The 22,017-nt window shown below is 43.6% G+C and carries 23 protein-coding genes and 1 riboswitch; of the genes, 19 read left to right on the forward strand and 4 right to left on the reverse strand.

Annotated elements, in window-relative coordinates:
- Nucleotides 1-16: 16 nt before the first annotated feature.
- The 6 genes from AR335_RS00705 (at nucleotide 17) to AR335_RS00720 (ending at nucleotide 4,890) form a co-directional block, all read left to right on the forward strand.
- Nucleotides 17-1,135, forward strand: a complete 1,119-nt coding sequence (locus tag AR335_RS00705) for a DUF2268 domain-containing putative Zn-dependent protease (RefSeq protein ID WP_062231233.1) — start codon at nucleotides 17-19, stop codon at nucleotides 1,133-1,135.
- Between the two features lie 283 nt (nucleotides 1,136-1,418).
- Nucleotides 1,419-1,835 (forward strand): hypothetical protein, encoded by a 417-nt coding sequence (locus AR335_RS00710; protein ID WP_062231235.1) that lies wholly within the window; start codon nucleotides 1,419-1,421, stop codon nucleotides 1,833-1,835.
- Between the two features lie 165 nt (nucleotides 1,836-2,000).
- Nucleotides 2,001-2,900, forward strand: a complete 900-nt coding sequence (locus AR335_RS00715) for a hypothetical protein (RefSeq protein WP_062231237.1) — start codon at nucleotides 2,001-2,003, stop codon at nucleotides 2,898-2,900.
- Nucleotides 2,901-3,163: 263 nt separating this feature from the next.
- A complete protein-coding gene (locus AR335_RS23425) occupies nucleotides 3,164-3,304 on the forward strand; it encodes a hypothetical protein (protein ID WP_156316224.1) in 141 nt (46 codons plus the stop codon).
- A gap of 77 nt (nucleotides 3,305-3,381) precedes the next feature.
- Nucleotides 3,382-3,549 carry a hypothetical protein gene (locus AR335_RS23430; protein ID WP_156418809.1) on the forward strand — a complete coding sequence of 56 codons (168 nt, stop codon included), beginning with the start codon at nucleotides 3,382-3,384 and terminating at the stop codon, nucleotides 3,547-3,549.
- A gap of 87 nt (nucleotides 3,550-3,636) precedes the next feature.
- Complete coding sequence (locus AR335_RS00720) at nucleotides 3,637-4,890, forward strand: ATP-binding protein (protein ID WP_062231239.1); 1,254 nt, start codon at nucleotides 3,637-3,639, stop codon at nucleotides 4,888-4,890.
- A 40-nt stretch (nucleotides 4,891-4,930) separates the two neighbouring features.
- On the opposite strand, the gene cspD is transcribed toward AR335_RS00720, so the two are convergent.
- The gene (cspD, locus tag AR335_RS00725) at nucleotides 4,931-5,131 is read right to left on the reverse strand and encodes a cold-shock protein CspD (protein ID WP_053354844.1); all 201 of its coding nucleotides are present in this window, start codon (nucleotides 5,129-5,131) and stop codon (nucleotides 4,931-4,933) included.
- Nucleotides 5,132-5,296: 165 nt separating this feature from the next.
- Nucleotides 5,297-5,602: a late competence development ComFB family protein gene (locus AR335_RS00730; protein WP_053354843.1), complete on the reverse strand. Its 306-nt coding sequence runs from the start codon at nucleotides 5,600-5,602 to the stop codon at nucleotides 5,297-5,299.
- Nucleotides 5,603-5,744: 142 nt separating this feature from the next.
- Here AR335_RS00730 and AR335_RS00735 point away from each other — a divergent pair, with 142 nt between their 5' ends.
- The 9 genes from AR335_RS00735 to map all read left to right on the forward strand — a co-directional run bounded on the left by AR335_RS00735 (nucleotide 5,745) and on the right by map (nucleotide 14,608).
- Nucleotides 5,745-6,449 carry a GntR family transcriptional regulator gene (locus AR335_RS00735; protein ID WP_369795752.1) on the forward strand — a complete coding sequence of 235 codons (705 nt, stop codon included), beginning with the start codon at nucleotides 5,745-5,747 and terminating at the stop codon, nucleotides 6,447-6,449.
- A gap of 110 nt (nucleotides 6,450-6,559) precedes the next feature.
- A complete protein-coding gene (hpaI, locus tag AR335_RS00740) occupies nucleotides 6,560-7,495 on the forward strand; it encodes a 2,4-dihydroxyhept-2-ene-1,7-dioic acid aldolase (protein ID WP_234293143.1) in 936 nt (311 codons plus the stop codon).
- On the forward strand, nucleotides 7,492-8,283 hold the full coding sequence (locus AR335_RS00745; protein WP_062231244.1) for a fumarylacetoacetate hydrolase family protein: 792 nt from the start codon (nucleotides 7,492-7,494) through the stop codon (nucleotides 8,281-8,283). Before hpaI ends, AR335_RS00745 begins: the two co-directional genes overlap by 4 nt.
- Nucleotides 8,267-9,781: a 5-carboxymethyl-2-hydroxymuconate semialdehyde dehydrogenase gene (hpaE, locus tag AR335_RS00750; RefSeq protein ID WP_062231246.1), complete on the forward strand. Its 1,515-nt coding sequence runs from the start codon at nucleotides 8,267-8,269 to the stop codon at nucleotides 9,779-9,781. The genes AR335_RS00745 and hpaE overlap by 17 nt, the downstream gene beginning before the upstream one ends.
- Nucleotides 9,782-9,825: 44 nt before the next feature.
- Nucleotides 9,826-11,301 (forward strand): 4-hydroxyphenylacetate 3-monooxygenase, oxygenase component, encoded by a 1,476-nt coding sequence (gene hpaB / locus AR335_RS00755; protein ID WP_062231248.1) that lies wholly within the window; start codon nucleotides 9,826-9,828, stop codon nucleotides 11,299-11,301.
- 11 nt (nucleotides 11,302-11,312) lie between these two features.
- Complete coding sequence (gene hpaD / locus AR335_RS00760; protein ID WP_062231250.1) at nucleotides 11,313-12,296, forward strand: 3,4-dihydroxyphenylacetate 2,3-dioxygenase; 984 nt, start codon at nucleotides 11,313-11,315, stop codon at nucleotides 12,294-12,296.
- 154 nt (nucleotides 12,297-12,450) lie between these two features.
- On the forward strand, nucleotides 12,451-12,906 hold the full coding sequence (locus tag AR335_RS00765; protein ID WP_062231252.1) for a pyridoxamine 5'-phosphate oxidase family protein: 456 nt from the start codon (nucleotides 12,451-12,453) through the stop codon (nucleotides 12,904-12,906).
- A gap of 235 nt (nucleotides 12,907-13,141) precedes the next feature.
- Nucleotides 13,142-13,744, forward strand: a complete 603-nt coding sequence (locus AR335_RS00770) for a TVP38/TMEM64 family protein (RefSeq protein WP_062231253.1) — start codon at nucleotides 13,142-13,144, stop codon at nucleotides 13,742-13,744.
- A gap of 117 nt (nucleotides 13,745-13,861) precedes the next feature.
- Nucleotides 13,862-14,608, forward strand: a complete 747-nt coding sequence (gene map / locus AR335_RS00775) for a type I methionyl aminopeptidase (RefSeq protein ID WP_062231255.1) — start codon at nucleotides 13,862-13,864, stop codon at nucleotides 14,606-14,608.
- Between the two features lie 315 nt (nucleotides 14,609-14,923).
- Here map and AR335_RS00780 read toward each other — a convergent pair whose 3' ends face one another.
- Nucleotides 14,924-15,772 carry a bifunctional 5,10-methylenetetrahydrofolate dehydrogenase/5,10-methenyltetrahydrofolate cyclohydrolase gene (locus AR335_RS00780; protein ID WP_062231257.1) on the reverse strand — a complete coding sequence of 283 codons (849 nt, stop codon included), beginning with the start codon at nucleotides 15,770-15,772 and terminating at the stop codon, nucleotides 14,924-14,926.
- A 53-nt stretch (nucleotides 15,773-15,825) separates the two neighbouring features.
- Nucleotides 15,826-15,917: riboswitch (ZMP/ZTP riboswitch) on the reverse strand.
- Between the two features lie 140 nt (nucleotides 15,918-16,057).
- On the opposite strand from AR335_RS00780, the gene mgtE reads away from it, so the two are divergent.
- Both mgtE and AR335_RS00790 read left to right on the forward strand, forming a co-directional pair.
- Complete coding sequence (gene mgtE, locus AR335_RS00785; RefSeq protein ID WP_234293145.1) at nucleotides 16,058-17,416, forward strand: magnesium transporter; 1,359 nt, start codon at nucleotides 16,058-16,060, stop codon at nucleotides 17,414-17,416.
- A gap of 268 nt (nucleotides 17,417-17,684) precedes the next feature.
- Nucleotides 17,685-18,263: an NAD(P)H-dependent oxidoreductase gene (locus AR335_RS00790; RefSeq protein WP_062231259.1), complete on the forward strand. Its 579-nt coding sequence runs from the start codon at nucleotides 17,685-17,687 to the stop codon at nucleotides 18,261-18,263.
- Between the two features lie 87 nt (nucleotides 18,264-18,350).
- On the opposite strand, the gene AR335_RS00795 is transcribed toward AR335_RS00790, so the two are convergent.
- A complete protein-coding gene (locus AR335_RS00795; RefSeq protein ID WP_062231261.1) occupies nucleotides 18,351-18,770 on the reverse strand; it encodes a MarR family winged helix-turn-helix transcriptional regulator in 420 nt (139 codons plus the stop codon).
- A 353-nt stretch (nucleotides 18,771-19,123) separates the two neighbouring features.
- On the opposite strand from AR335_RS00795, the gene AR335_RS00805 reads away from it, so the two are divergent.
- Together AR335_RS00805 and abc-f are read left to right on the forward strand one after the other, a co-directional pair.
- Nucleotides 19,124-19,795 carry an N-acetylmuramoyl-L-alanine amidase gene (locus AR335_RS00805; RefSeq protein WP_156418810.1) on the forward strand — a complete coding sequence of 224 codons (672 nt, stop codon included), beginning with the start codon at nucleotides 19,124-19,126 and terminating at the stop codon, nucleotides 19,793-19,795.
- 327 nt (nucleotides 19,796-20,122) lie between these two features.
- A complete protein-coding gene (gene abc-f / locus AR335_RS00810) occupies nucleotides 20,123-21,733 on the forward strand; it encodes a ribosomal protection-like ABC-F family protein (RefSeq protein WP_234293146.1) in 1,611 nt (536 codons plus the stop codon).
- Nucleotides 21,734-22,017 lie beyond the last annotated feature (284 nt).

The following is a 22,017-nucleotide window of genomic DNA, read 5'->3' on the forward strand; positions in this document are numbered from 1 at the left end:
ACAGGAGGTGAATGAGATGGACGTTATCAAAGCAATTCTCTCCTATTTAGGCAAAATTGTAATGATGATCGCCTGCCTGTTCACCCTTTATCTGCGGTTGGACGGCATGATGGGGATACTATTAGCCGTAGTGCTTCTTGCCGTTTGTTTTATTTGGTTTATGCACGGATTTTTGGGGCTGATCAGCGGCTCACCTGATAAACGGAAAATGGTATCTCGAATGGGATTAGCGATTGGAGCAGGTGTGGCAAGTGCTGTTCTTTCTTTGTCCAATTATTCCTTTTACTCTTTTTTGCAAGACGGAACGATCAATGCCCAAGTAAAAAAGGATTATTATCAGGAAGCATTCCTATACAAGTATGATTATTTGCAGCGGAGTATGAGGTATCTTTCTTCTCTCCAGAACAAAACGGAAAAGAATGTGGATCTCTATTATCCTGCGGAAGATTCAATCTATGCCAAAGAGCTGATCAACCAGAGCCAGGCCACTGAAAAAGCAGTCAGTGCAGTCCTGCACTTAAATCATGTCCCAAAAGTCAGGGTGATTCTCTACCATAATCCTTTAATCATGAAGCAAAATTTACCGCCAAATCATTATGAATCGTTAAATGGGATGTACGTGCCTAAAGAGAGTACCATCCACCTTCTCGTTCCTCCTGCTCAAACTGAACATATGCGGACGATTAAAAAACTGTTTGCCCATGAATATGCCCACCATCTTATCATTGCGTATTTAACGGAGAGAGGCACTGATAATCAAAACGTTCCAAGATGGCTGGAAGAGGGTCTCGCTGAATATATCAGCTATAAAAGCATCGGCCGGGAACCGGTTTTCAGCCCTTTTGAACTGGTTCCATTTGAACAATTGAGTTCGGTCCAAGATTGGGAAAAAGCGAATAAAATCAATTCACCTTATAAACCGTATGAGCAGAGTTACTTTGCTATCGATCAGCTGCTTCATGATTATGGAAAGAAAAGCATCTTAAAGCTGTTATTTACTGGAGATCAGCAAGCTTTTTACCATGTTTTTGAGAAGGAGACGGGAAATACGCTCGCATTCTTTCAATCCAGGTTTCTAAAAGATGAAAATGACATCTATCGGATAAACCGCAAAAAAGTATTTCTGAACCGGTAAAAAGGGTGACCCTATTACAGGATAACCTTTTATTATGGCGGTTTTTAATTTTTCGAAGTACATAAGGAAGGACTCTTTTTTTCCCTTCTCTGATTAAAAAAGCAACTAGGATTCCTTTTTCCATTTCTTACACGCGGCATACTATCTCTCCTTTCTCTACCATACCCTGAATTTGGCGGAGCAAGCCCATGCAAATACTTTACTGTTTGTAGCCCGATGCCTATACATACAGGACAGGGGGGCATAGGATGATAGGGTAATACAGAAAGGGAGTTGAGAGAATTTGAACGAAAGGCAATTTCAGTTTCCATCATTTCCGGGCGGACAGGGGGGGCAGCAATTTCCGTCATTTCCGGGCGGACAGGTAGGCCAGCAGTTTCCGCCATTTCCAGGTGGCCAGCAGCAAGGCCCAGGAAGCCAGCAAGCTGGGATGTATCCCCCAGGACCTCCGCCCACTGCTGTTCCTCAAGCTTCACCAGCATTGCTTTCCGGACAGCCAGGTACCTTTGCCATTGATCCAGGTGCTATAAGGCCTTGTTTATTCCGGTATGTCTATATCTGGTTGAACAACGGACAAAGTTTTTGGGCATGGCTTACGTTTGCGGGATTCCGGTCGGTCGCAGGGTTCAGATGGAACGGATTCAGATGGAACTACTTTGGCATTGATTCAAACCGTATCGCATACTTTGTATGTTCCTAACACAGAGGAAGCCGTTTTTCGGCTTTCTTTTGCTATAGAGCGATCGTATTTATCAGGATTAAAGACCGATACATAACAGCCGATATAGAAAGAGAGGCACATGACAACACAAGAATGATGTAACAAATCTTCAACGGATTCGTCTAACTCTATGAGGTGATAAAATTGAAAAATAAAATATGGATTGCCGGGCTGTGTGCAGGGACTCTTGTTTTCGGAGCTGCCGGCTGCAGTTCTGAAACAACAAAAAAAGATGGAGCGGCCCCATCAGTAATACAAAAAGAAAATAAGAATAATGAACAATCAGACAAACCAGCTGATACAAAAGTGCAAATGATTACCGATGAGGGAATCTATACAAAGAAAATGGATGATCAAACGATTGAAATAATAACAGCTTCCAACGGGACTCTCCTCCTGCAGCTGACAGATGCATCCAAGGAGGCTATTAAAACAATAAAAACGGGTTCTACCGTTTCCATATCTTTTCAAGCAGAAAATCATCAATACACAGCCGAGACCATTAAATTGATTAAGGCTCCAATAGCTCAGCCATCTAAGCCAAAGCCTAGGCCTGAGCAAACCGTTCTTCCGAAAACAAAAACACTTATTGTGAACGTTGAAGGAGAACAAGATAAACGAACTGCCAAATTGGCTGAAAGTGACCAAGGATATTACTTCTACAAATTTGATCATTTTGATTTTACAGCAGAGGAGCCGGGCCGGGACCTATTATACTCTCAGATGGATGAAGAATATTTTGTAAGGATCGAGCCTCTTGACGATGCTGCCAGTTTAGCAGACATTAAATCATTGGGAATAAAAGAGTTAGAAGTTATAGGAAAACCAGATGAGGTAAAGGGATCTGACGTAGACAGCGGAGCGTTCGGCGGGGCGAAACTCGTACTAAAGGCAGCTTCCGATGAACTCATCAAGTATATCATCGTCCAGGAAACAGACGGACATCTAGTGAAATACACCGTTCACTTGCCTGTCCGTGAACCAATTGAAGGAATCGAGCCGTCGTTCTGGTCAATGCTTGGTTCTCTGGCGTTTAAAAAGTAAGATAAAGGAAGAAAGAAAGGGCATGAATCATGCTCTTTTTTTTCATTTTTAAAGCTCTGTTACTTTCATTTGTTTCACAAATCAGCCGGCTCTTATCATCGCCGGCCATCACCCCTTAATATGATAGAAAATCAACAATATGCTTTAACTAAGCCATTTTAAAAAAAGTACAAGTTTGTTGAAAAGGTGTCCAATGTTTTGTTTTGAGCATATAGTGTTTATTATCATTAAAAAAGTTTCCTTGAGGAAAAAGGAGGAAAAGCATGAACTGGAGCAGCAGGATGTCCTTGAAGAAGGTTGAACATTATACCCGTTTTTTGCACCGATTAGGTGTATTTAATGAGGGGGAAAAGAAAGAAATTCTGGATAAAATCCATCAATATAAACAGAGAAAAACGGTTTAATTCGTCTTCCCTAGACAGACACAAACGGAGGGCTGCCGGAATAGTTTGTTAGAAACGGTAGAGAGGGGAAATCCCGTATGCGTCAATGGATGTTTCAATTCTTTCTGGCTCTTCTGGCGATCACCTGTTTTGCTGTCTATTATTTTGTTACGCATGCCAGCTATTATTTCTACATTATTTCTATAGCCAGCAGTATTCTTTTGACATTGCTGAGCTATAGGCAAGTAAATGAAGATTCTGACTGAAGATGTATATTTTGTCAAAAAAATGAAGGGAAATAGGGAATTCTGAAGAATTATCTATATATTACCGGAGAGGGGGGCAATACATGAATGATAGAACATTTGATCATTAATTTATTGGTCATCCTCGTTCCGATAATTTGCCTGCAATTTGTTTTATTCGAGAAAAACACCACAGTAAACCGGACTAGAGCATCGTTTCTGTTCCAAGTTATTAATGCAGGTGTTGTTCTCGTTTGTATGACATTCCCTGTTTCTTTTTCGGAAGGTGTTTTTTTCGATCTTCGTTACGTCCCGCTGTTCATCAGCTTTCTATATGGAGGAATCGTACCAGGATGCCTGACAGCTGTTCTTTTGATAGGGTATCGGTTGTTCCTGGGAGGCGAGGGTATGATCATTGCAGTCCTCTTCACCCTGGCGGCCGGGCTTATAACGAGCAGTCAGTATCAAACGTATCATCTGCTTCCGATCAAGAAAAAATTAAAAAAAATTACAGGCATTACATTGGGAATTACACTTTCCAAGCTGCTTTTTCTCATGCTTTTCTTGGCTTTATTCCATTCGTTGAGCTGGGATATGAAGAAGGCTATGATTTATGCATTTTATCCTTTACTTCAAACGGCGGCACTTATTGTTGTCATTTCCTTGATTGAAAATATCCGTTATGCACTAAATTTTCGGCTGCAGCAATCTGAAATGCTTCATTCTGTAGGGCAGCTCGCAGCCTCTGTAACCCATGAAGTCCGTAATCCCATGGCTGTTGCGCGCGGCTTTATGCAGATTTTCCAAAAAGAAAAATACATACCTGAAGATAAAAAGATTTTCTTAACGATGATGATTGAAGAAATTGACAGGGCACAAATGATCATCTCTGATTATTTGTCTCTCGTTAAGACCAACTCTTCAAGGATTGAGCGGATGAATGTTTCCGAATTAATATCCTCGTTAAGAAGTGTCATGTTTCCATATGCTCTGTTAAAGGGTGTAGATCTTGTTCAAAAACCTGGGGATGTTATTCATGTGGTGGGAGATCCCGTAAAAATAAAACAAATTTTGATGAACATTATTAAAAATGGGATTGAAGCAACTCCGGAAGGGGGAACGGTAACGCTATCCGCTTTTATAGAGGACAAAGAAGTGATTATCAATATATCAGATACAGGGATTGGCATGGGAAGGGAACAGTTGAAAATGCTTGGGAATCCATTCTTTTCTACCAAAACAAGCGGGACAGGTTTAGGATTGATGGCAAGTTACCGAATGGCAGCTGAAATGAACGGAAGGATTGAGGCTGCAAGCGAAATCGGTAAAGGGACTCATTTTAAAATTTTTTTTCCAAAATAAAAAGGACTGGCTAACAAGCCAGTCCCTCAATTTAAGTTGATTATCTTTTTACAACGTTGGCAGCCTGTGGTCCACGTGCACCATCAACGATTTCAAATTCAACTTCCTGGCCTTCATCTAATGATTTGAAGCCATCGGATTGAATTGCTGAGAAATGGACAAATACGTCGTCTCCACCTTCAACTTCGATAAAACCAAAACCTTTTTCTGCGTTAAACCATTTTACTTTACCTGTTTGCATTACTATGCCTCCTAAAACTTTGCACGGTGTGCTTTTTTTACCATAGAACCTTTCAAACATTTACTTACAGAACATAAATATGTAATCAAAGTCTAAATGGTTGGAACTACTATATCATAGAAAAATATCATAGGCAAGTTGTTTTGTCAGAAAAATTAAAAACCTTTACTCCTCTGAAGGATGATGATCTTCCGATGGACGGGAAAGAGGGTGAGAAGGTTGTACGGCTACTTTTCCTGTAGCTTTTACGATTTCGTTCAATATGTTTATTCTTGATTGATCATTAAAATTTTGTGCTTTTACGTAAGCATAGCCATTTTCATTGGAAACATATCTCGGGGGAAGCTGATTCAGTGTAATGGCATAAACATCGGTCTTGCATAAATCACATTTACATGGGAGTTCGAGCTGCTTCCAATAATAATTTAACGCTTCTTCAACAAGAATTTCCATCGCGTTTCTGACTTTCATGGCTTTATTTACCCCTTTAATAAGATAGAACTAGAATAGCTTATTTTTACTACATCTGTAAATTAATTAGTTAAAGGATGATTCCTTTTACCTAAATTTACAAATAATATATGATTTTCTGAAAATTAGATTGAAATCATATATGATTTTCGATTATCATAAATTTATGGAAAATAACAACAAAATCAGCAAACAGCAGTATGCCTATAAGGTCATTAAGTCACGTATTCTGGATGGACGTTATCCGCCGGGTTACAGGATTGTGATCGACCAGCTGGCAAGAGAACTGCAGACAAGTGCCATCCCAGTTCGTGAAGCCATTCGTAATCTGGAGACTGACGGGCTCATTCATTTTAAACCCTACAGCGGCGCTGTTGTCACCCCCTTCAATGAAAAAGAGTACCTGGAAACGCTGTCTGTCCTGGCTGTTTTAGAAGGCCATGCTACTGCAATTTCAGCCCAGCATTTCCCCCGCCACAAGATTACCGACCTCATTGCGATCAACAACCGGATGAAAGAGTCATTGGATGAATTTGATTTTCTCATGTTCGGAAACTTCAACCGGGAATTCCACAGCTTAACCTACCAATACTGCGATAACCACTTCTTAGTTGAAAACATCAAATCCATCTGGAACAGGCTCGACCGTGTAAGAAAGATGGGGGCGGCCACCAAGCCCTCTAGAGCAAAAAAATCCATCGAAGAACATGAAAAGATTATTGAGATGCTTTTTAACCGTCATTCTTTCTCAGAAATCGAAGCCTATGTCCGGACCCACAAATTAAACACCGTCCAGTCATTTTTGGAAGAAAAAAAGGGTGAGGAAGAATTACGGAATTATCCATAAGGAGGAGAAAAACAGAAAGGTTGGCACTAAGCACTGCTGGTGTTCGGGCTTCAGTGTCTATGAGCACTTAACCGGAAACTTCAGCTACTTACAAAGGAGAGATGATAATTTTGAAAACTGGTCAATTTGATGAGATAAAAAGCAGGTTGAAAGGGTCTGTTGCTCCTATTATTACGCCTTTTCAAGAGGATGACAGCCTTGATTTGGAAACTCTTCGTGATTTGATCAACTGGCATATTGAAAGCGGGAGCCATGGAATTTCGGTTACGGGCACAACAGGAGAACCGAGCTCATTGACGCTGCAGGAAAGAGAGCAAGTGATGGAAACGACGATCCAGTCTGTTGCCGGGAGGGTGCCAGTCGTTCCGGGAACAGGGTCAACCAATCATCAGGAAACAAGGCATCTGACTAAGAGAGCCCAGGAAATGGGAGCAGATGCCGCGATGGTTATTGTTCCTTATTATAACAAGCCCTCACAGCATGCCTTATATAATCACTTTAAAGCTGTTGCACAATCTGTTGATATCCCATTGATCGTTTATAACATTCCAGGAAGAACAGGTGTGAATCTTGAAGTTAAAACACTCGCCAGGCTGAAAGAGGACTGCCCGAACATCATCGGAGTGAAAGAGTCGAACAAGGATTTTGAACATGTGAACCGTGTTCTTCTGAATTGTGGAAGAGACTTCCTGCTGTTCTCCGGGATTGAACTGCTCTGCTATCCAATGCTTGCGATCGGCGGAAAAGGCTATATCAGCGCAACAGCAAATGTTCTGCCAGGGAAAGTTGCAGAAGTGTATAATGCCTGGGAAGCTGGCAACATTGAAGAAGCCATGCAGCTTCATTATGAATTGATGCCGCTGAATGATGTGCTGTTCAGGGATACCAATCCGGCACCATTAAAGGCGGCATTGGGAATGATGGGTAAAATTAAGCCAAGGCTGAGACTTCCGATGGATCTGCCGTCTGACAGCATTCAAGAAGAAATTCGTACGGTGTTAAACAGTTATGGTCTATTGAATAAAGTTGGGAGTGAGATGCAATGAAACACGCACGTATCATATTCGAGGGCAGAGAGCGGACTGCCACGGTGAAGGATGACCAGCTATTGCTTAGCTGCGGACGGACCATCTCCATGGATGAAGCAGAGGCTTGGCTTCCTCCGCTCAAGCCAAATAAGATGATTGGCTTGGCATTAAACTATGCTGATCATGCGGAAGAACTCGGCTTGGATAAACCCGCTGAACCTGTTCTCTTTATTAAGCCGAACAGTTCTCTTGTCGGACATAAAGCACCGGTATATTATCCGGATGGCGCTACCTATATGCATTATGAAAATGAACTGGCTGTGGTCATCGGCAGGGAAGGCAGAAATATTAAAGCAAAGGACGCGATGAAATTTGTAAGCGGTTACACCATTGCGAACGATGTAACGGTTCGGGATTTCGTAAACAACATGTACCGTCCGCCAGTTCGGGCAAAAGGACATGACACCTTCGGACCGCTTGGGCCATATTTTGTTGATGCGGCGGATATCCCCGATCCTAACAATCTCGAACTAAGAACCTATGTAAACGGTGAACTGAGACAGCAGGGCAACACAAAGAATTTGATCTATACCATATCTGAGCTGATCGAGTTCATTTCTTCCTTTATGACCCTTGAAGTGAATGACATCATCTGGACAGGGACTCCAAAGGGGATTTCTCACATTCATCCAGGTGATTCAGTACGGCTTGAAATCGATTATATTGGAAGTTTGGAAAATAAAATTCTTGATGGCCGCAATACTGGTACCGCGGCAGGAGGGATGAAGCATGAGCAGCAGCTATGAAAAAACCGTCCTTCATTATATAAATGGTGAGTTTGTACCTTCAGCATCAGGAGAAACGTTTACAAATATCAATCCTTTTACAAATGAGGCGATTAATCCCGTAGCAGAAGGAACAAAAACAGAAATCGACTCGGCCGTTAAATCGGCGAAGGAGGCCTTCAAAACAGGAACCTGGGGAAAAATGAAGCTCAGTGATAGGCTGAAACACATTCATAGGATCGCGGACCTCATCGACCGGGATATTGAGCAGGTGGCACATCTGGAGTCCCTGGATACCGGCCTTCCGATATCACAGACGAAGAAAATGGTTGCAAGAGCTGCGGACAACTTCCGTTTTTATGCCGAGATGGTAAAGAACAGAATGGTGGGTGAAGCCTACCATGTGGACGATGAATTCATCAATTATACCATCCAGAAACCTGTAGGTGTAGCAGGCTTAATCACCCCTTGGAACGCACCGTTCATGCTTGAAACATGGAAAGTTGCCCCGGCTCTTGCTACGGGGAACACGGTTGTACTCAAGCCCGCTGAATGGTCGCCGCTGACGGCCAACAAGCTTGGAGAGATCATTCATGAGGCAGGCCTTCCAGAAGGTGTGTTTAATATTGTTCATGGGTTTGGCGAAACTGCCGGTGCAGCATTGGTCGCACATCAGGATGTACAGCTGATCTCGTTTACCGGTGAGACGAAGACAGGTTCGGAAATTATGCGGAACGGAGCAGATTCTCTTAAACGGTTCTCCATGGAGCTTGGCGGAAAATCACCAATCATTGTGTTTAACGACTGTGACGTTGAACGTGCCCTTGATGCGTGTGTATGGGGGATCTTCTCTTTCAATGGTGAGAGGTGCACGGCGAACTCCAGACTGTTTGTTCAGGAATCAATAAGTGAAACCTTTATCAGCGCTTTAAAGAAAAGAGTTCTCAACATTATTGTTGGCGATCCTTCCCATGCAGATACCGAAGTAGGCCCTCTTATTCATAAGGATCATTATGAAAATGTAAAACGCTATCTGAAAATTGCTGAGGATGAAGGCAGTGAGGTATTTGCTGCTGAAGTGCCAAAGCATCTTTCCACAGGCAACTTTATTCCGCCGACCCTCCTGTTGAATGTGAAGAATGACATGACGGTGGCACAGGAAGAAATATTCGGTCCGGTTTTAACGGTGATGACCTTTCAGACAGAAGAAGAAGTGGTCGAGATGGCCAATGATGTGAAATATGGTCTTGCCGGCTATGTATGGACGAACGATATGAAAAAAGGACATCGTGTCGCTGGTGCCGTTGACGCTGGAATGCTGTGGGTGAACTCACAGAATGTTCGTGATTTGCGAATCCCATTTGGAGGTTCTAAATCATCCGGCATTGGAAGAGAAGGCGGGCATTATGCTTTTGAATTTTACACAGAAATGAAAGTCGTTCATGTGGCCGTCGGTGATCACCATATTCAGCAGTTCGGAAAAAAGAACATAGCTGCTTCAGCGAATACCAACGCCTGAGACCAGAACGCTAGCAAGCTACTAATATCCGGGAGGGAATGACATTGCCTGCACGCACGGGAGAACAATATATCAACGGTTTAAAAACGGCAAACAACAACGTTTGGATTCATGGAAAACGAGTAACAGATGTAACAGAACATCCTGCCTTAAGGAACGTGGTACGTTCGATTGCCAATCTATTCGATCTCCAGCATGAAAAAGCGGATAAAATGCTCTACACCTCAGATACAACAGGAGATAAAGTCGGTTTATCTTTTATCGCCCCTAAAACCAAGGACGATTTAATCGCGCGCCGTGAAATGTTTACAGAATGGGCGCGGTACACGGGCGGAATGATGGGGCGCACACCAGATTACTTGAATACGAGTGTCATGGCGTTTGGTACAGCAGATTCGTTTTTTGCTCAGGGAGACCCGATGTTTGCGGAGAACGCCAGAAACTATTATCACTATTGCCGTGAAAACGATATTAGCCTCACACATACGCTCATCCATCCGCAGACTAACCGTTCGAAAAAACAATCAGAACAAAAGGATCCTTTTCTGTCTGCAAGAATCGTAGAAAAGAACAAAGAGGGAATCGTGATAAAAGGGGCGCGTCTGTTAGCCACGCTGGGCGGTGTGACGGACGAGATCGTCGTGTTCCCTTCTACCCTGAACAAAGCGGCATCTGAGGATGATCCATACGCAATGGCTTTCGCGATTCCCAACAACACAGAAGGCTTGAAGTTCCTGTGCCGTGAATCATTTGACCAAGGAAGAAACCAGTGGGATCACCCATTGAGTTCAAGATTTGAAGAGAGCGATGCGATCGTTGTGTTTGATAACGTGCTAGTTCCGTGGGACCGTGTGTTTGTCGGGGGAAGCTCTGACATCTGTAATCGTACGTACGTGGAAACAAATGCGATCGTGCATATGGCCCATCAGGTAGTAGCTAAAAATACGGTAAAAACGGAATTCGTTCTCGGCATCATCTTAAGCATTATGGATGCGATCGGCATCGATGTGTTTCCGCACGTAAAAGAAAAAGCGTCAGAGGTCATGCTCATTCTTGAAACGATGCAATCTCATCTGTTCCGTGCTGAACAAAATGCATCCCTTGATGCCTATGGAAACATGACCCCGGATTTTGCTCCGCTCAATGCAGCTCGAAACTGGTTCCCTAAAATGTATCAGCGGATGGTGGAAATCGTACGAATCTTAGGGGCCTCCGGCTTAATGGGGATACCGACAGAGTCTGACTTTGAAGCGGAAGACATCGGGGAACTCGTACACCGCTACACACAGGGAGCGAACATCAATGGCTATGAAAGGGTACAGCTTTTCAGGCTTGCATGGGATGTTTGCATGAGCTCCTTTGGCGGCAGGCAGGCGCTTTACGAATATTATTTCTTTGGCGATCCCGCACGCATGTCCAACATTTATTATGATGGCTTCAACAAGGAACCGTACAAACAAATGGTCCAGGAATTCTTGAGCCGTGTGAAAACCGCCGACCACAACTATGCTCGTATTTAAGGAGGTGCTTTATGGACTTTAATATCATTCGAGTGGCCCGGATAGTCATGAACGTGACCGACTTGAACGCTTCCCGAGATTTCTATGTCAATGCGTTAGGCTTTATTGAGACGGAAAGCGATGGACAGCACATTTATTTAAGGGGCCTGGAAGAACACTGTCATCATTGCCTCGTACTGAAGAAAGCGGATCAGCCAGGTGTCCATTCCATCGGCTATAAAGTTTGGCATGAAGAAGATCTTGAGAAGATTGAGAGACTTTTCAAAGGAAGAAATCTTTTTACGCAGTGGGAGGAGGCGGGTAAGCAAAGAGCGCTGGGCCGCGTTCTTAAGGCAACAGATCCTTCTGGTATGCCGCTTGAATTCTTTTCAAAAATGGAAACGGTGGAACGCTGCCTGCAAAAGTACGATCTATACAAGGGAGCACGTATCCAGAGGATTGACCATGTTAACTGCATGGTACCTGATGTGGAGAAGGCTGTCGCTTTTTATACTGATGAACTTGGCTTCCGCTGTTCAGAGTATACGGCTACAGAGGACGACAGAACATGGGCTGCCTGGCTCCATCGCAAACCATCTGTCCACGACATCGCCTTTATGAACGGAGAGGGGCCCCGTCTGCATCATATCGGTTTCTGGCTTTCTGATCCCATGAGCCTTATTCATTCTTGTGATGTGCTGGCAAGCATGGGATATGCCGATTGTATCGAGAGGGGACCTGGGCGCCATGGTTTATCGAACGCTTTTTTCCTCTATATTCGGGATCCTGATGGAAACCGGCTGGAACTATATAATGGAGACTATTTAACGTGCGACCCTGATTTCGAGCCGGTTAAATGGGATATTAATGACCCCCGGCGCCAGACGTTCTGGGGGCATAAGGCACCTGACAGCTGGTTTGAAGAAGCAACGGAATTTATTCAGCAGGAGAGCGGCTTGCCTGTCGGACAGTCTAAAGCCGTCCTTGCTCAGCAAAAACCTGATTTTGTGACATGATACAGCGTGGAAATAGAGAGGAGCTGTCATAAGAGTAGTTATCTTATGACAGTTTTTTTGAAATTTCTTGCTGTATCCGTTACTTACCAAACCAGTTTATGAGAAGATAAAATGGTACATAAAAATTCTCGGATGAAGAAGGGAGCACTTTCAAATGGCCAAACCGGAAATACCTGCTCAGCTTTCCACAGAACTTTTTGAATATCTGCAGGGGGAGAAACTTGTGCTGCTCGGTACGGTTGATGCAGAAACGAAGGCCCCAGGAATTTCTGCCATATCATGGGTAAAAAGCTGTGACGAAAAAAGAATCAGGTTTACAGTAACGAACAACTCGAGAATTGTGGCTAACATTAAGAAGAATCCACAGGTTGTCTTAACCATTGTCGGACTGGAGAGCGTGTATTCCATCAATGGGAAAGCTGCTGTTCTTGAGGGAAAAATGGAAGGTGTGCCACTAAAACTTGCCAAGATTGAAGTGGTGATCGATCATGTCTTTGAAAGTATGTTCTGGGGAGCAAAGATTGTTCAGGAACCGGAGTATGAAAAGACCACGAACGCGGAAAAGGCAAAAGAACTCGATCTGCAGGTATACGAAGCACTAATGAAATAAGATAGCAAAAAACCTATCCGTTCGTTCTGAAGTGACCCCAAAAAGCTGTCTAACTTTTTGGGGTCACTTCAGAATGGATGGTTTTTTGTTGCGTGTTTACTAGGACTAATTGAGTGAATATGGTAAACTAGGTGAAAAGTCTGTCTAATTTTGGCGATAATTTAGACGGGCATAATGAGATTAAATAAAGGCTGAAATGGAAACGATGATAGCTATATAGAAGGGAGACCGGGCTATGAATTGGAGTGAGTGGAAAACTTATCTTTCGCAGGAAAACATACTGCATTTTTTAGAGCAATACCGGGATTTAGGCTTCTTGCCCGGCGTGCTTCTCCCGCTGCTTGAGGCCATTATTCCCGTATTGCCGCTGTTCATTATCGTAGCTGGAAACGCTGCGGCCTACGGATTCTGGATGGGAGCCCTCTTTTCCTGGCTGGGCGCAGTAATCGGTTCGCTGATTGTGTTCTTTTTGGTACGGAAATTGGGCCAGCAAAGATTTCTGCATTTTATTACAAAGCATCATAAGATTGAAAAGCTGCTGGGATGGATGGAACGCCGTGGTTTCGGCACACTCTTCCTCATCTACTGTTTTCCATTTACGCCTTCTGCTTTGATCAATGTCATTGCCGGTTTGTCCCGGATCAACCAAAAGACATTCATTTTATCCGTAGCTCTTGGGAAGCTCGTAATGATCGCCATCATCTCCTTCATCGGCTATGATTTTTTGGATGTGATAAAAAATCCATTGAAACTAGGGCTCACGGTATTTGGCATCTTAGTCCTCTGGCTTGGCGGAAAAGTTGTCGAATCGAGAATGAAACAAAGCCATCAGGCGTAAATCAACCATTGATTTGCGCCTTGCGCTGTTTTTAGCAAGTTTGCTGGGAACAAATAGATAAACAAAGAATATAGTAAGTTTACACCTTACTTATTTGCAGGATGGGAAAGGATACTCATGATTACTTATAAGTCAAAAAGAGATATTGAAAAAATGCACAAAGCCGGACAGCTGCTGGCGAATTGCCACAAAGAGATCAAGAAACTCATCAAGCCGGGTATTTCAACACTTGAAATTGATGCTTTTGTGGAGAGGTTTCTTAAAGAACACGGAGCAACTCCTGAACAAAAAGGTTATCAGGGATATCCTTTTGCCACTTGTGCTTCTGTGAACGATGTCATCTGCCACGGATTTCCGAACAAGAAGAAACTGAAATCAGGAGACATCGTGACGATTGACATGGTCGTGAAATTAAACGGCTGGCTTGCTGATTCCGCGTGGTCGTATACTGTAGGGGAAGTATCTGAAATAGCGCGCCATCTGATGGAGGCCACCGAAAAATCACTTTATCTCGGCATTGAAAAAGCTGTGATTGGCAACCGGATCGGAGACATCTCTCATGCCATCCAGCAGTATGCAGAAGGAGAAGGGCTTTCAGTCGTCCGCGAGTTTATCGGACATGGGATCGGACGGGTGATGCATGAGGATCCTCAAGTGCCGCACGCCGGTACAAAAGGAACAGGCACCCTCTTAAAAGAAGGAATAGTCCTTACGATCGAGCCGATGCTGAACACAGGCAAACGCTATGTGAAAATAGATAATGACGGATGGACCGCCCGTACGTTTGATGGCTCGCTATCCACTCAATATGAGCATACGATTGCCATAACAAAAGAAGGTCCGCTCATTCTGACTGCTCAATAATATGCAATGTAAATAAAAAGATAAAAACACGAGGAACTGGCTGGAAAAGCACTGGTTCCTCGTGTTTTTTTATCTTATGAAACTTCAGTAAGTGAATATGTCCATCTGAGTCGGGAGATTTCATACTGTTGTATGCCTGAAAAGCATACACTCAGCTATTGCTTTGTTTAAGATGAAAATACCCGCGAAAATAGAGCATTTACCCGCCGAAACGGAGAAAATACCCTCCAAAACACCTTTATGGTCAACTTGACGGCTCTAAGCGGTCCACAAAAAAACTGATCTGCGAAAATTCACGGATCAGTTTTTTCTATATTACTTATTCTCCAGTTTTTTCTCAGCTGCATCCACTGTATGTTTCAGCAGCATCGCGATAGTGACTGGACCGACACCGCCTGGAACAGGGGTGATGGCTCCGGCATTTTTCTCGCATTCTTCGTAATCAGCATCGCCAATGTTGCCCGGATTATAGCCGGCGTCCATGACAACGGCCCCTCGCTTGATCCAATCTCCTTGGATGAACTTAGGCTTTCCTACGGCCGCTACGACAATATCGGCCTGTTTTATGATCTCATTCAAATTTTGAGTGTAGGAATGACAGGTGGTTACAGTAGCGTTTCGGTTAAGGAGCAGCATGGAAACCGGTTTGCCGAGTATAGGGCTCCTGCCGACAACGACAGCGTGCTTGCCTTCAATCGAAATGTCATAGTAATCCATAATGGCCATAATGGCTGCAGGCGTACAGGATGGATAGCTGCCAAATCCGAACGAAGTCTGTCCAAATCCCCAGCTCGTTACGCCATCCACATCCTTTTCAATGTCGATCGCTTCAAACGCGGCTCTTTCATCAATATGGGAAGGTACAGGATGCTGAAGAAGGATGCCATGCACGTTCTCATCCTGATTCAATTCATGGATAGTGTTTAATAGATCTTCCGTGGTGATCTCTGCTGAAAGATGAATCCTTTTTGATAGGATCCCTAGCTTTTCACAAGCGTTGCCTTTCATTTTCACGTATGTAGCAGAAGAAGGGTCTTCTCCTACTAAAACAGTTGCCAGACACGGTGTGGTGCCTTGGCTGGTTAATGACGAAACTCTTTCTTTTAACTGTTCTTTAATTTCTGCTGCGACACGGGTGCCATCGAGTATTAGCTTGTTTTCCATCCAATTACCTCCTGAGAATAGAAAAAAGGCAAGGAATATACACAGTGATTCCTTACCTTTGCCCAGACGAACGGCTTTTTAGGTTAAAAAAATGCAGCTTCCTTGTGGTCAATTCCACACGTTCTCGTCAGTTGCTGCCCTCTTATTTCTTATGTTGCTTTCATTATACATCAAGTTTTCCCACAGATTCAATACAGCAGAACACGTTTTTTAAAAAGCAATGTTGCATTCGCAGTTTCTTGGAGATTCTTATATAATAAGAACGATATCAAGGGGGTGACATTCGTGTTCAAGGAAATGACGGAAAATCAGATCCTGCTTTTTGTTATAAAAAGTTTAAAAGAACTTCAAAAGAAAGAGTTCCAGGAATTAATGGACGAACTGCACCCATACGACATCGCGGAAGTCTATAAGACGCTGCCGGAGAAACACCGGCATAAATTTCTTACGTTCCTGACAACAAGGCAGCTTGCTTCTCTCATTCAGGAACTGGACAGCCATTTTCAGATCGAGATTCTTCATAAATTAGGAGTCGAACGATCATCCCATATCATGAATGAGATGGAAAACGATGACCTGGCGGACTTGCTAAGTAATTTCTCATTTGAAGAGATTCAGGATTTTCTAGCATCCATGAAGGCGGATGAATCCCGTACGGTCCAATCACTCATGCAATATCCTGCCGACACCGCTGGCGGGATTATGACCAATCGGTTCGTCTGGATCCCGCAGATGTTTACAGTTCGCGATGCGGTCGATAAACTGAAGACGTTCGCCGGATTTGCTGAAAATATTTATTATTTGTATGTCATCAATGAAGAAAAGCAGCTCGCCGGCGTCGTTTCCTATCGTGATCTGCTGCTGGGAGACCTCAACGACCGGATTGAAGACATCATGTTTACCCGGGTCATCTCTGTTGCTGCTGACATGGACCAGGAGGAAGTGGCCCGCACGATTGAAAAATACGATTTCATTGCTGTTCCGGTAGTGGACGATAATGATGTTTTGCTTGGAATCGTTACGGTAGACGATGTGCTTGATGTTTTGATCGAAGAAGCGAATGAGGATATTGAAATGCTATCAGCTTCGGGAAAATCCATTGATTTTAACACCAGTGCCTTCGTTGCTGCTTACCGCCGGCTTCCGTGGCTGATCTTGCTCCTATTCATCGGCATTATCTCCGGAAGTATTATTTCTGCTTTTGAGGATACGCTGTCAAAGGTCGTATCGCTCGCATTCTTCATGCCGATGATCGCTGGAATGACCGGAAATACGGGTACACAATCACTCGCTGTCGTGGTCCGTGGGCTTGTTTCCAATGACATCGATAAAAAGGTCGTCTGGCGCCTCATCCTCCGTGAATTTGGAGTCGGGCTGATCATTGGCACTACCTGCGGAATTCTTATCGCACTCGTTGCTTTTTTCTGGCAGGGAAATGCCATTTTGGGATTGGTGGTTGGAAGCTCGCTGTTTTTGACTCTTATTATTGGAACCCTTGCAGGAACGCTGATTCCGCTTCTTTTATATCGTTTTAACGTCGACCCAGCCGTCGCTTCAGGGCCGCTGATTACAACACTCAACGATATTTTTTCATTGCTTGTCTATTTTGGGACTGCGTCGATCTTTATTTCTCATCTAATATGAAACAAAACCCGCCGGCCTCGGCGGGTTTTTACTCTGCTTTATCTGGTTTCAACGAGCCGGTCCACTTCTTCTTTCCAATCTACAATCTTGTTGGAGAACTCACTGAACGGAACATCAAAAGGATAAGGCTTATTCAGAAGGATTTATTCGCCTTATGAAAGTTTATAAGAAATTGCCCTGATATTGGTAATGAAACATCTTTTTTACTATGTGAAAGGATTAATAATGGAAGTGTCGTATACGTGTCAATGTAGGAAGGAGAGATTAGATGAATCATGTCATACTGTACTGCCACCCAGCTAAAGAAAGTTTCAACATGGCTTTGCTGGAGACTTATACAGAGGAATTAAAGAGGAGCGGGCACACAGTGGCTGTCAGAAATCTGTATTCTTCTGGATTTCAGCCGGTTCTGACACAGGAGGAATATGAACAGTCCCTGGCTTATATGTACAGCACTGATATAAAAAAAGAACAGGAGCTGCTTACCTGGTGTGACTGCCTTACGCTCATCTATCCGGTCTGGTGGGGAGGCATGCCTGCGTTGCTTAAAGGGTATATCGACAGGGTATTCAGCTACGGATTTGCTTATGAACTGGACGGAGAAGAACCCATTCCGCAGTTAAAAGGAAAATCCGCAGTTTCAATCTGCACGACTGGAACGCCTTCTGAGATCTACGAAAAGAACGGTATGCATTATGCAATGAATCTCGCGCGGGATCATAGTATTTTTGAATTTTGCGGAATGGAGGTCAAGCGATCCATCTATTTTGGCAACGTAATCCAGTCTCCCGAATCAGAGAGAGAAAGAATGCTGCAATGCGTTCGAAGCCTAGGTTCATCTTTCTAAAGGTGCGGAAAAGAATTTGAATTTAAAATTTCTGCACTGAAAAAGGCAAAAACACTTGTTGGCTAAGTGTTTTTGCCTTTTCTAAGACTAAATCATTCGGTTTAAATAGTCTATCATTCTTTCCATTTCCTCATCAGAGAGACCGGAGAACTTTTCTCTGAAATAGCCCCGGCGGATGGAAGCCAGTTTTTCTGCAACAGAATGGCCTTTTTCTGTTATTTTAACGTATACGATTCTTCGGTCAGTAACCGAACGTTCTCTTGTGATCATACCTTTTTTTATTAGACGGTCTGTTACTCCGGTAATGTGGCTTGAAGACACCTTCATTTCTGCTGCCAGTTCAGATGCAGTAAGGAAATCTTTATCTTTTAACAAATTCAGTACTCCGAACTCATTGGAGGGGACATCATCAGAAAAAAGGTCATTGATGTCTTTCCTGAATGTCCGAAAGACGGTTTGGAAGCTGGTTTCGAGCTCTGCAATAGATTCCGTGCGTTTATCACTCATATCATTCACCTATTCTACGTTTAGTTCAATATTGACGCTTCTATTAAATATAGTATACTGTGGCGGCCATTTACTCAAACATTTATCTGTTATTGACACAAAGTTTCCTGTTTTGGAACTTCTTTTCTCGTTTCCGATATGGTACCCTCGAAGTGGAAATGAAATAAGAATGAGGTTGGAAGATGAAGAACAGTACATTATGGTTTTTGCTGCTTGGAATTGGTTTTCTCGCAGGAATCATCTACTGGGTGTGGGTGTTCGCGGCGAATTAAAGGCGGAGGAGTTGTCTGTAAAGGCAGCTCCTTTTGTTTTTTTTTGCCTACTTATAGGTAAAAAGGAAATGAGGGATAGGTTTGATCGGGGATCGTTACAGTATCACTTCTATGCTGATTGATAAAAAGTGGAGGCACAGGCCTGGCGGCAACAGAATACCGAGGTACGCGGTTGCCCATGATACTGGAAATGAAGGCTCCACTGCCCTGCAAAATTTCAACTATTTTAACAGCAGGCATTTAGCCGCTTCTGCTCATGTATTTATTGATGATCAGGACATCCTGATCATCATCCCGCTGCGCGAGAAAGCCTGGCATGTCAGAAGACAGGTGTCTGATGCGAACGACTGGGCTATAGGAGTGGAGTTATGCTACGGCGGAAAGATTTCATGGGTAGAAGCATACAAACGATATGTCTGGTTTTTTTCCTGGCTGTGCCAAACCTATGAATGGAATCCCACTCTGCATATTAAAGGCCATTTTCAGCTGGATCCCGGCAGGCGGAAAGACCCTGTGAACGCGTTAAAAAGGAACGGGAAGAGTTTTGAAGATTTTCTTCAGGATGTAAAAGATCAATTGGAAAGCATAAAAAGGGAAGGAGAAGGCGTGCATCGGGTTAACGAAAAAAAGCATGACAGGCTCTATCGTGTCCAAATTGGCTGTTTTAAACAAAAAGGGAATGCAGAAGAGGCAGCACGGAAAGCCATTAAAGCAGGATTTGATGCGATTATTCATGTGGATGAATCTTCATAAAATGGCGAGCTGCCTATTGCAATACAAAATTTAAAAATGGTATAATTGGAACAAATATACTTTTGGATGAAAGGAGGGGTAGGAATGCTGAATGGTGTACGTTGTATGGTGGATTGGCTGACGGTTGAAGTACGCTCTATTACACATGTAATAGCTGTCGACGGGAGAAGTCTGGCCAAATTTCATACAACATTAGTGCATCAGTAAGTTTTCCATACCCATTCCTCATCAACGGATCAACCATGGGCAGGTATGCTTGCCCATGGTTTTTTGTGTTTTAATTTATTTGAAGAATGGGTAACCACCAAATTTGAGGAGTGTTTACCTATGATTATTTGTTCCGCTAACGGACTCACAAAAAGCTTCGGAGGACATACCGTATTTAATAATTTATCTATGGAAATCCATAGCACAGACCGGATAGGCCTGATCGGGCGTAACGGAACCGGAAAAAGTACATTATTTAAACTGCTTGCGGGTACAGAGCATCCGGACGAAGGAAGTGTTCATCTCAAGAAAGGATCGGCGGCAGGCTATTTGGAGCAGGTGCCGGTCCGATCGGATAATGCCTCGGTTTATGAGGTGTTTATGCAGTCCTTTTCAGAACTTCATGAAATTCAAGAAAAAATACATGCTCTGACTGCAAAAATGAGTGAGACTCCAAACGAAAAACAGCTGGATAAATGGCTGAATCAGCTATATGGTTTGCAGGAGACATATGAAGAAATGGGGGGGTATTCCATCGAATCCAAGATTAACGGAATCGTAAAAGGCCTCGGTCTTGAAGCTGTAAAAGACCAGCCATTCTCTTCCATCAGCGGAGGCGAAAAGACAAAGGCAGGGCTCGGATGCCTGCTTCTGAAGGAGCCGGATCTGCTTTTGCTTGATGAACCGACCAACCATCTTGATTTAAGTACGATGGAATGGCTTGAGGACTATTTGCTGAAATACAAGGGGGCTGTCGTCATCATCTCCCATGACCGCTATTTCCTGGATCGTACCGTGAACAAAATTTATGATCTGGAAGACGGAGAAGTGATCCTCTATCACGGGAATTACAGTGCTTTTTCAGCTGAAAAAGAAAAACGCCTGCTTGCTGAATTTGCTCAGTATCAAGAACAGCAAAAAAGAATAAAAAAAATGCAGGAGGCCATTAAGCGTCTGCGCGACTGGGCGATCAGGGGTGACAATGGCGATCTTCACAGACGGGCCCGCAGCATGGAACGGGCTATAGAAAGGATGCAGAAAATCAAACGTCCGTTACTTAACCGCAGAAAGACAGAAATCTCGTTTCAGATGAAGGATCGAAGCGGAAAAGAAGTCCTTTCTATGCTGGATGTGACGGCAAGCTATCCTGGCAGGGAAATACTGAAACAAGTTGATCTTTTTATCCGTTTTGGTGAAAAGGTTGCAATTGTAGGCAACAATGGGACAGGAAAGTCTACCTTGTTAAAAGCGATCTTAGGGGAGCAGGAAGTCACTGGTCTTATCGAGATTGGAAGATCCGTTAAACTTGGATACCTTTCCCAGACCGGACTGAACAGTCACCCGGATGAAACGGTATTGTCTGCTTTTCGTGAAGCTGTTCCTGTTGATGAAGGGGCAGCAAGGCATTTGCTTGCCAAGTTTTTATTTTATGGACAGTCCGTGTTCAAGAAGGTGAGGGATTTAAGCGGAGGAGAGAATACCCGCCTTCGCTTTGCACAGCTCGTCCACCAGGATGTTAATCTACTGCTGCTTGATGAGCCGACCAACCATCTGGATATTGATTCACGTGAAGTCCTAGAGGATGCTCTGGAAGAATATAACGGGACTGTCCTAGCTGTCTCGCATGACCGGTACTTCTTAAATAAGCTCTTCAACCGTGTGGCCTGGGTGCATGAAGGAGAGATCAAAGAATATTTAGGCACTTATGATGAGGCTCGTCGTCAAAGGTAGGAAATCGTTTATTGGTAAACGATATGAGGGGTAGACGATGGACAAGAACTTAAGAGCTCTGGGAGACCGCATTATTCTGCTGAGGCCGTAACGCAGAATCGGATAAAGAATGGGATCAATACGCCGAATGACCAGCAAAAGCAGCTTTTAATCGATTGGCGAAATCGAACTGTTTCAATTCATCGGTGAAGCATTATTCTCAAACCTCGAACAATCAGAAAAAATCAATTTGTCCCTTGATACAGCCCTCGATTCTACACGGCTTTACCGGACGATTATCTGGG

Origin of the sequence: Fictibacillus sp. FJAT-27399, assembly GCF_001510655.1 — a bacterium.
GTDB classification, from domain to species: domain Bacteria; phylum Bacillota; class Bacilli; order Bacillales; family Fictibacillaceae; genus Fictibacillus_C; species Fictibacillus_C marinisediminis.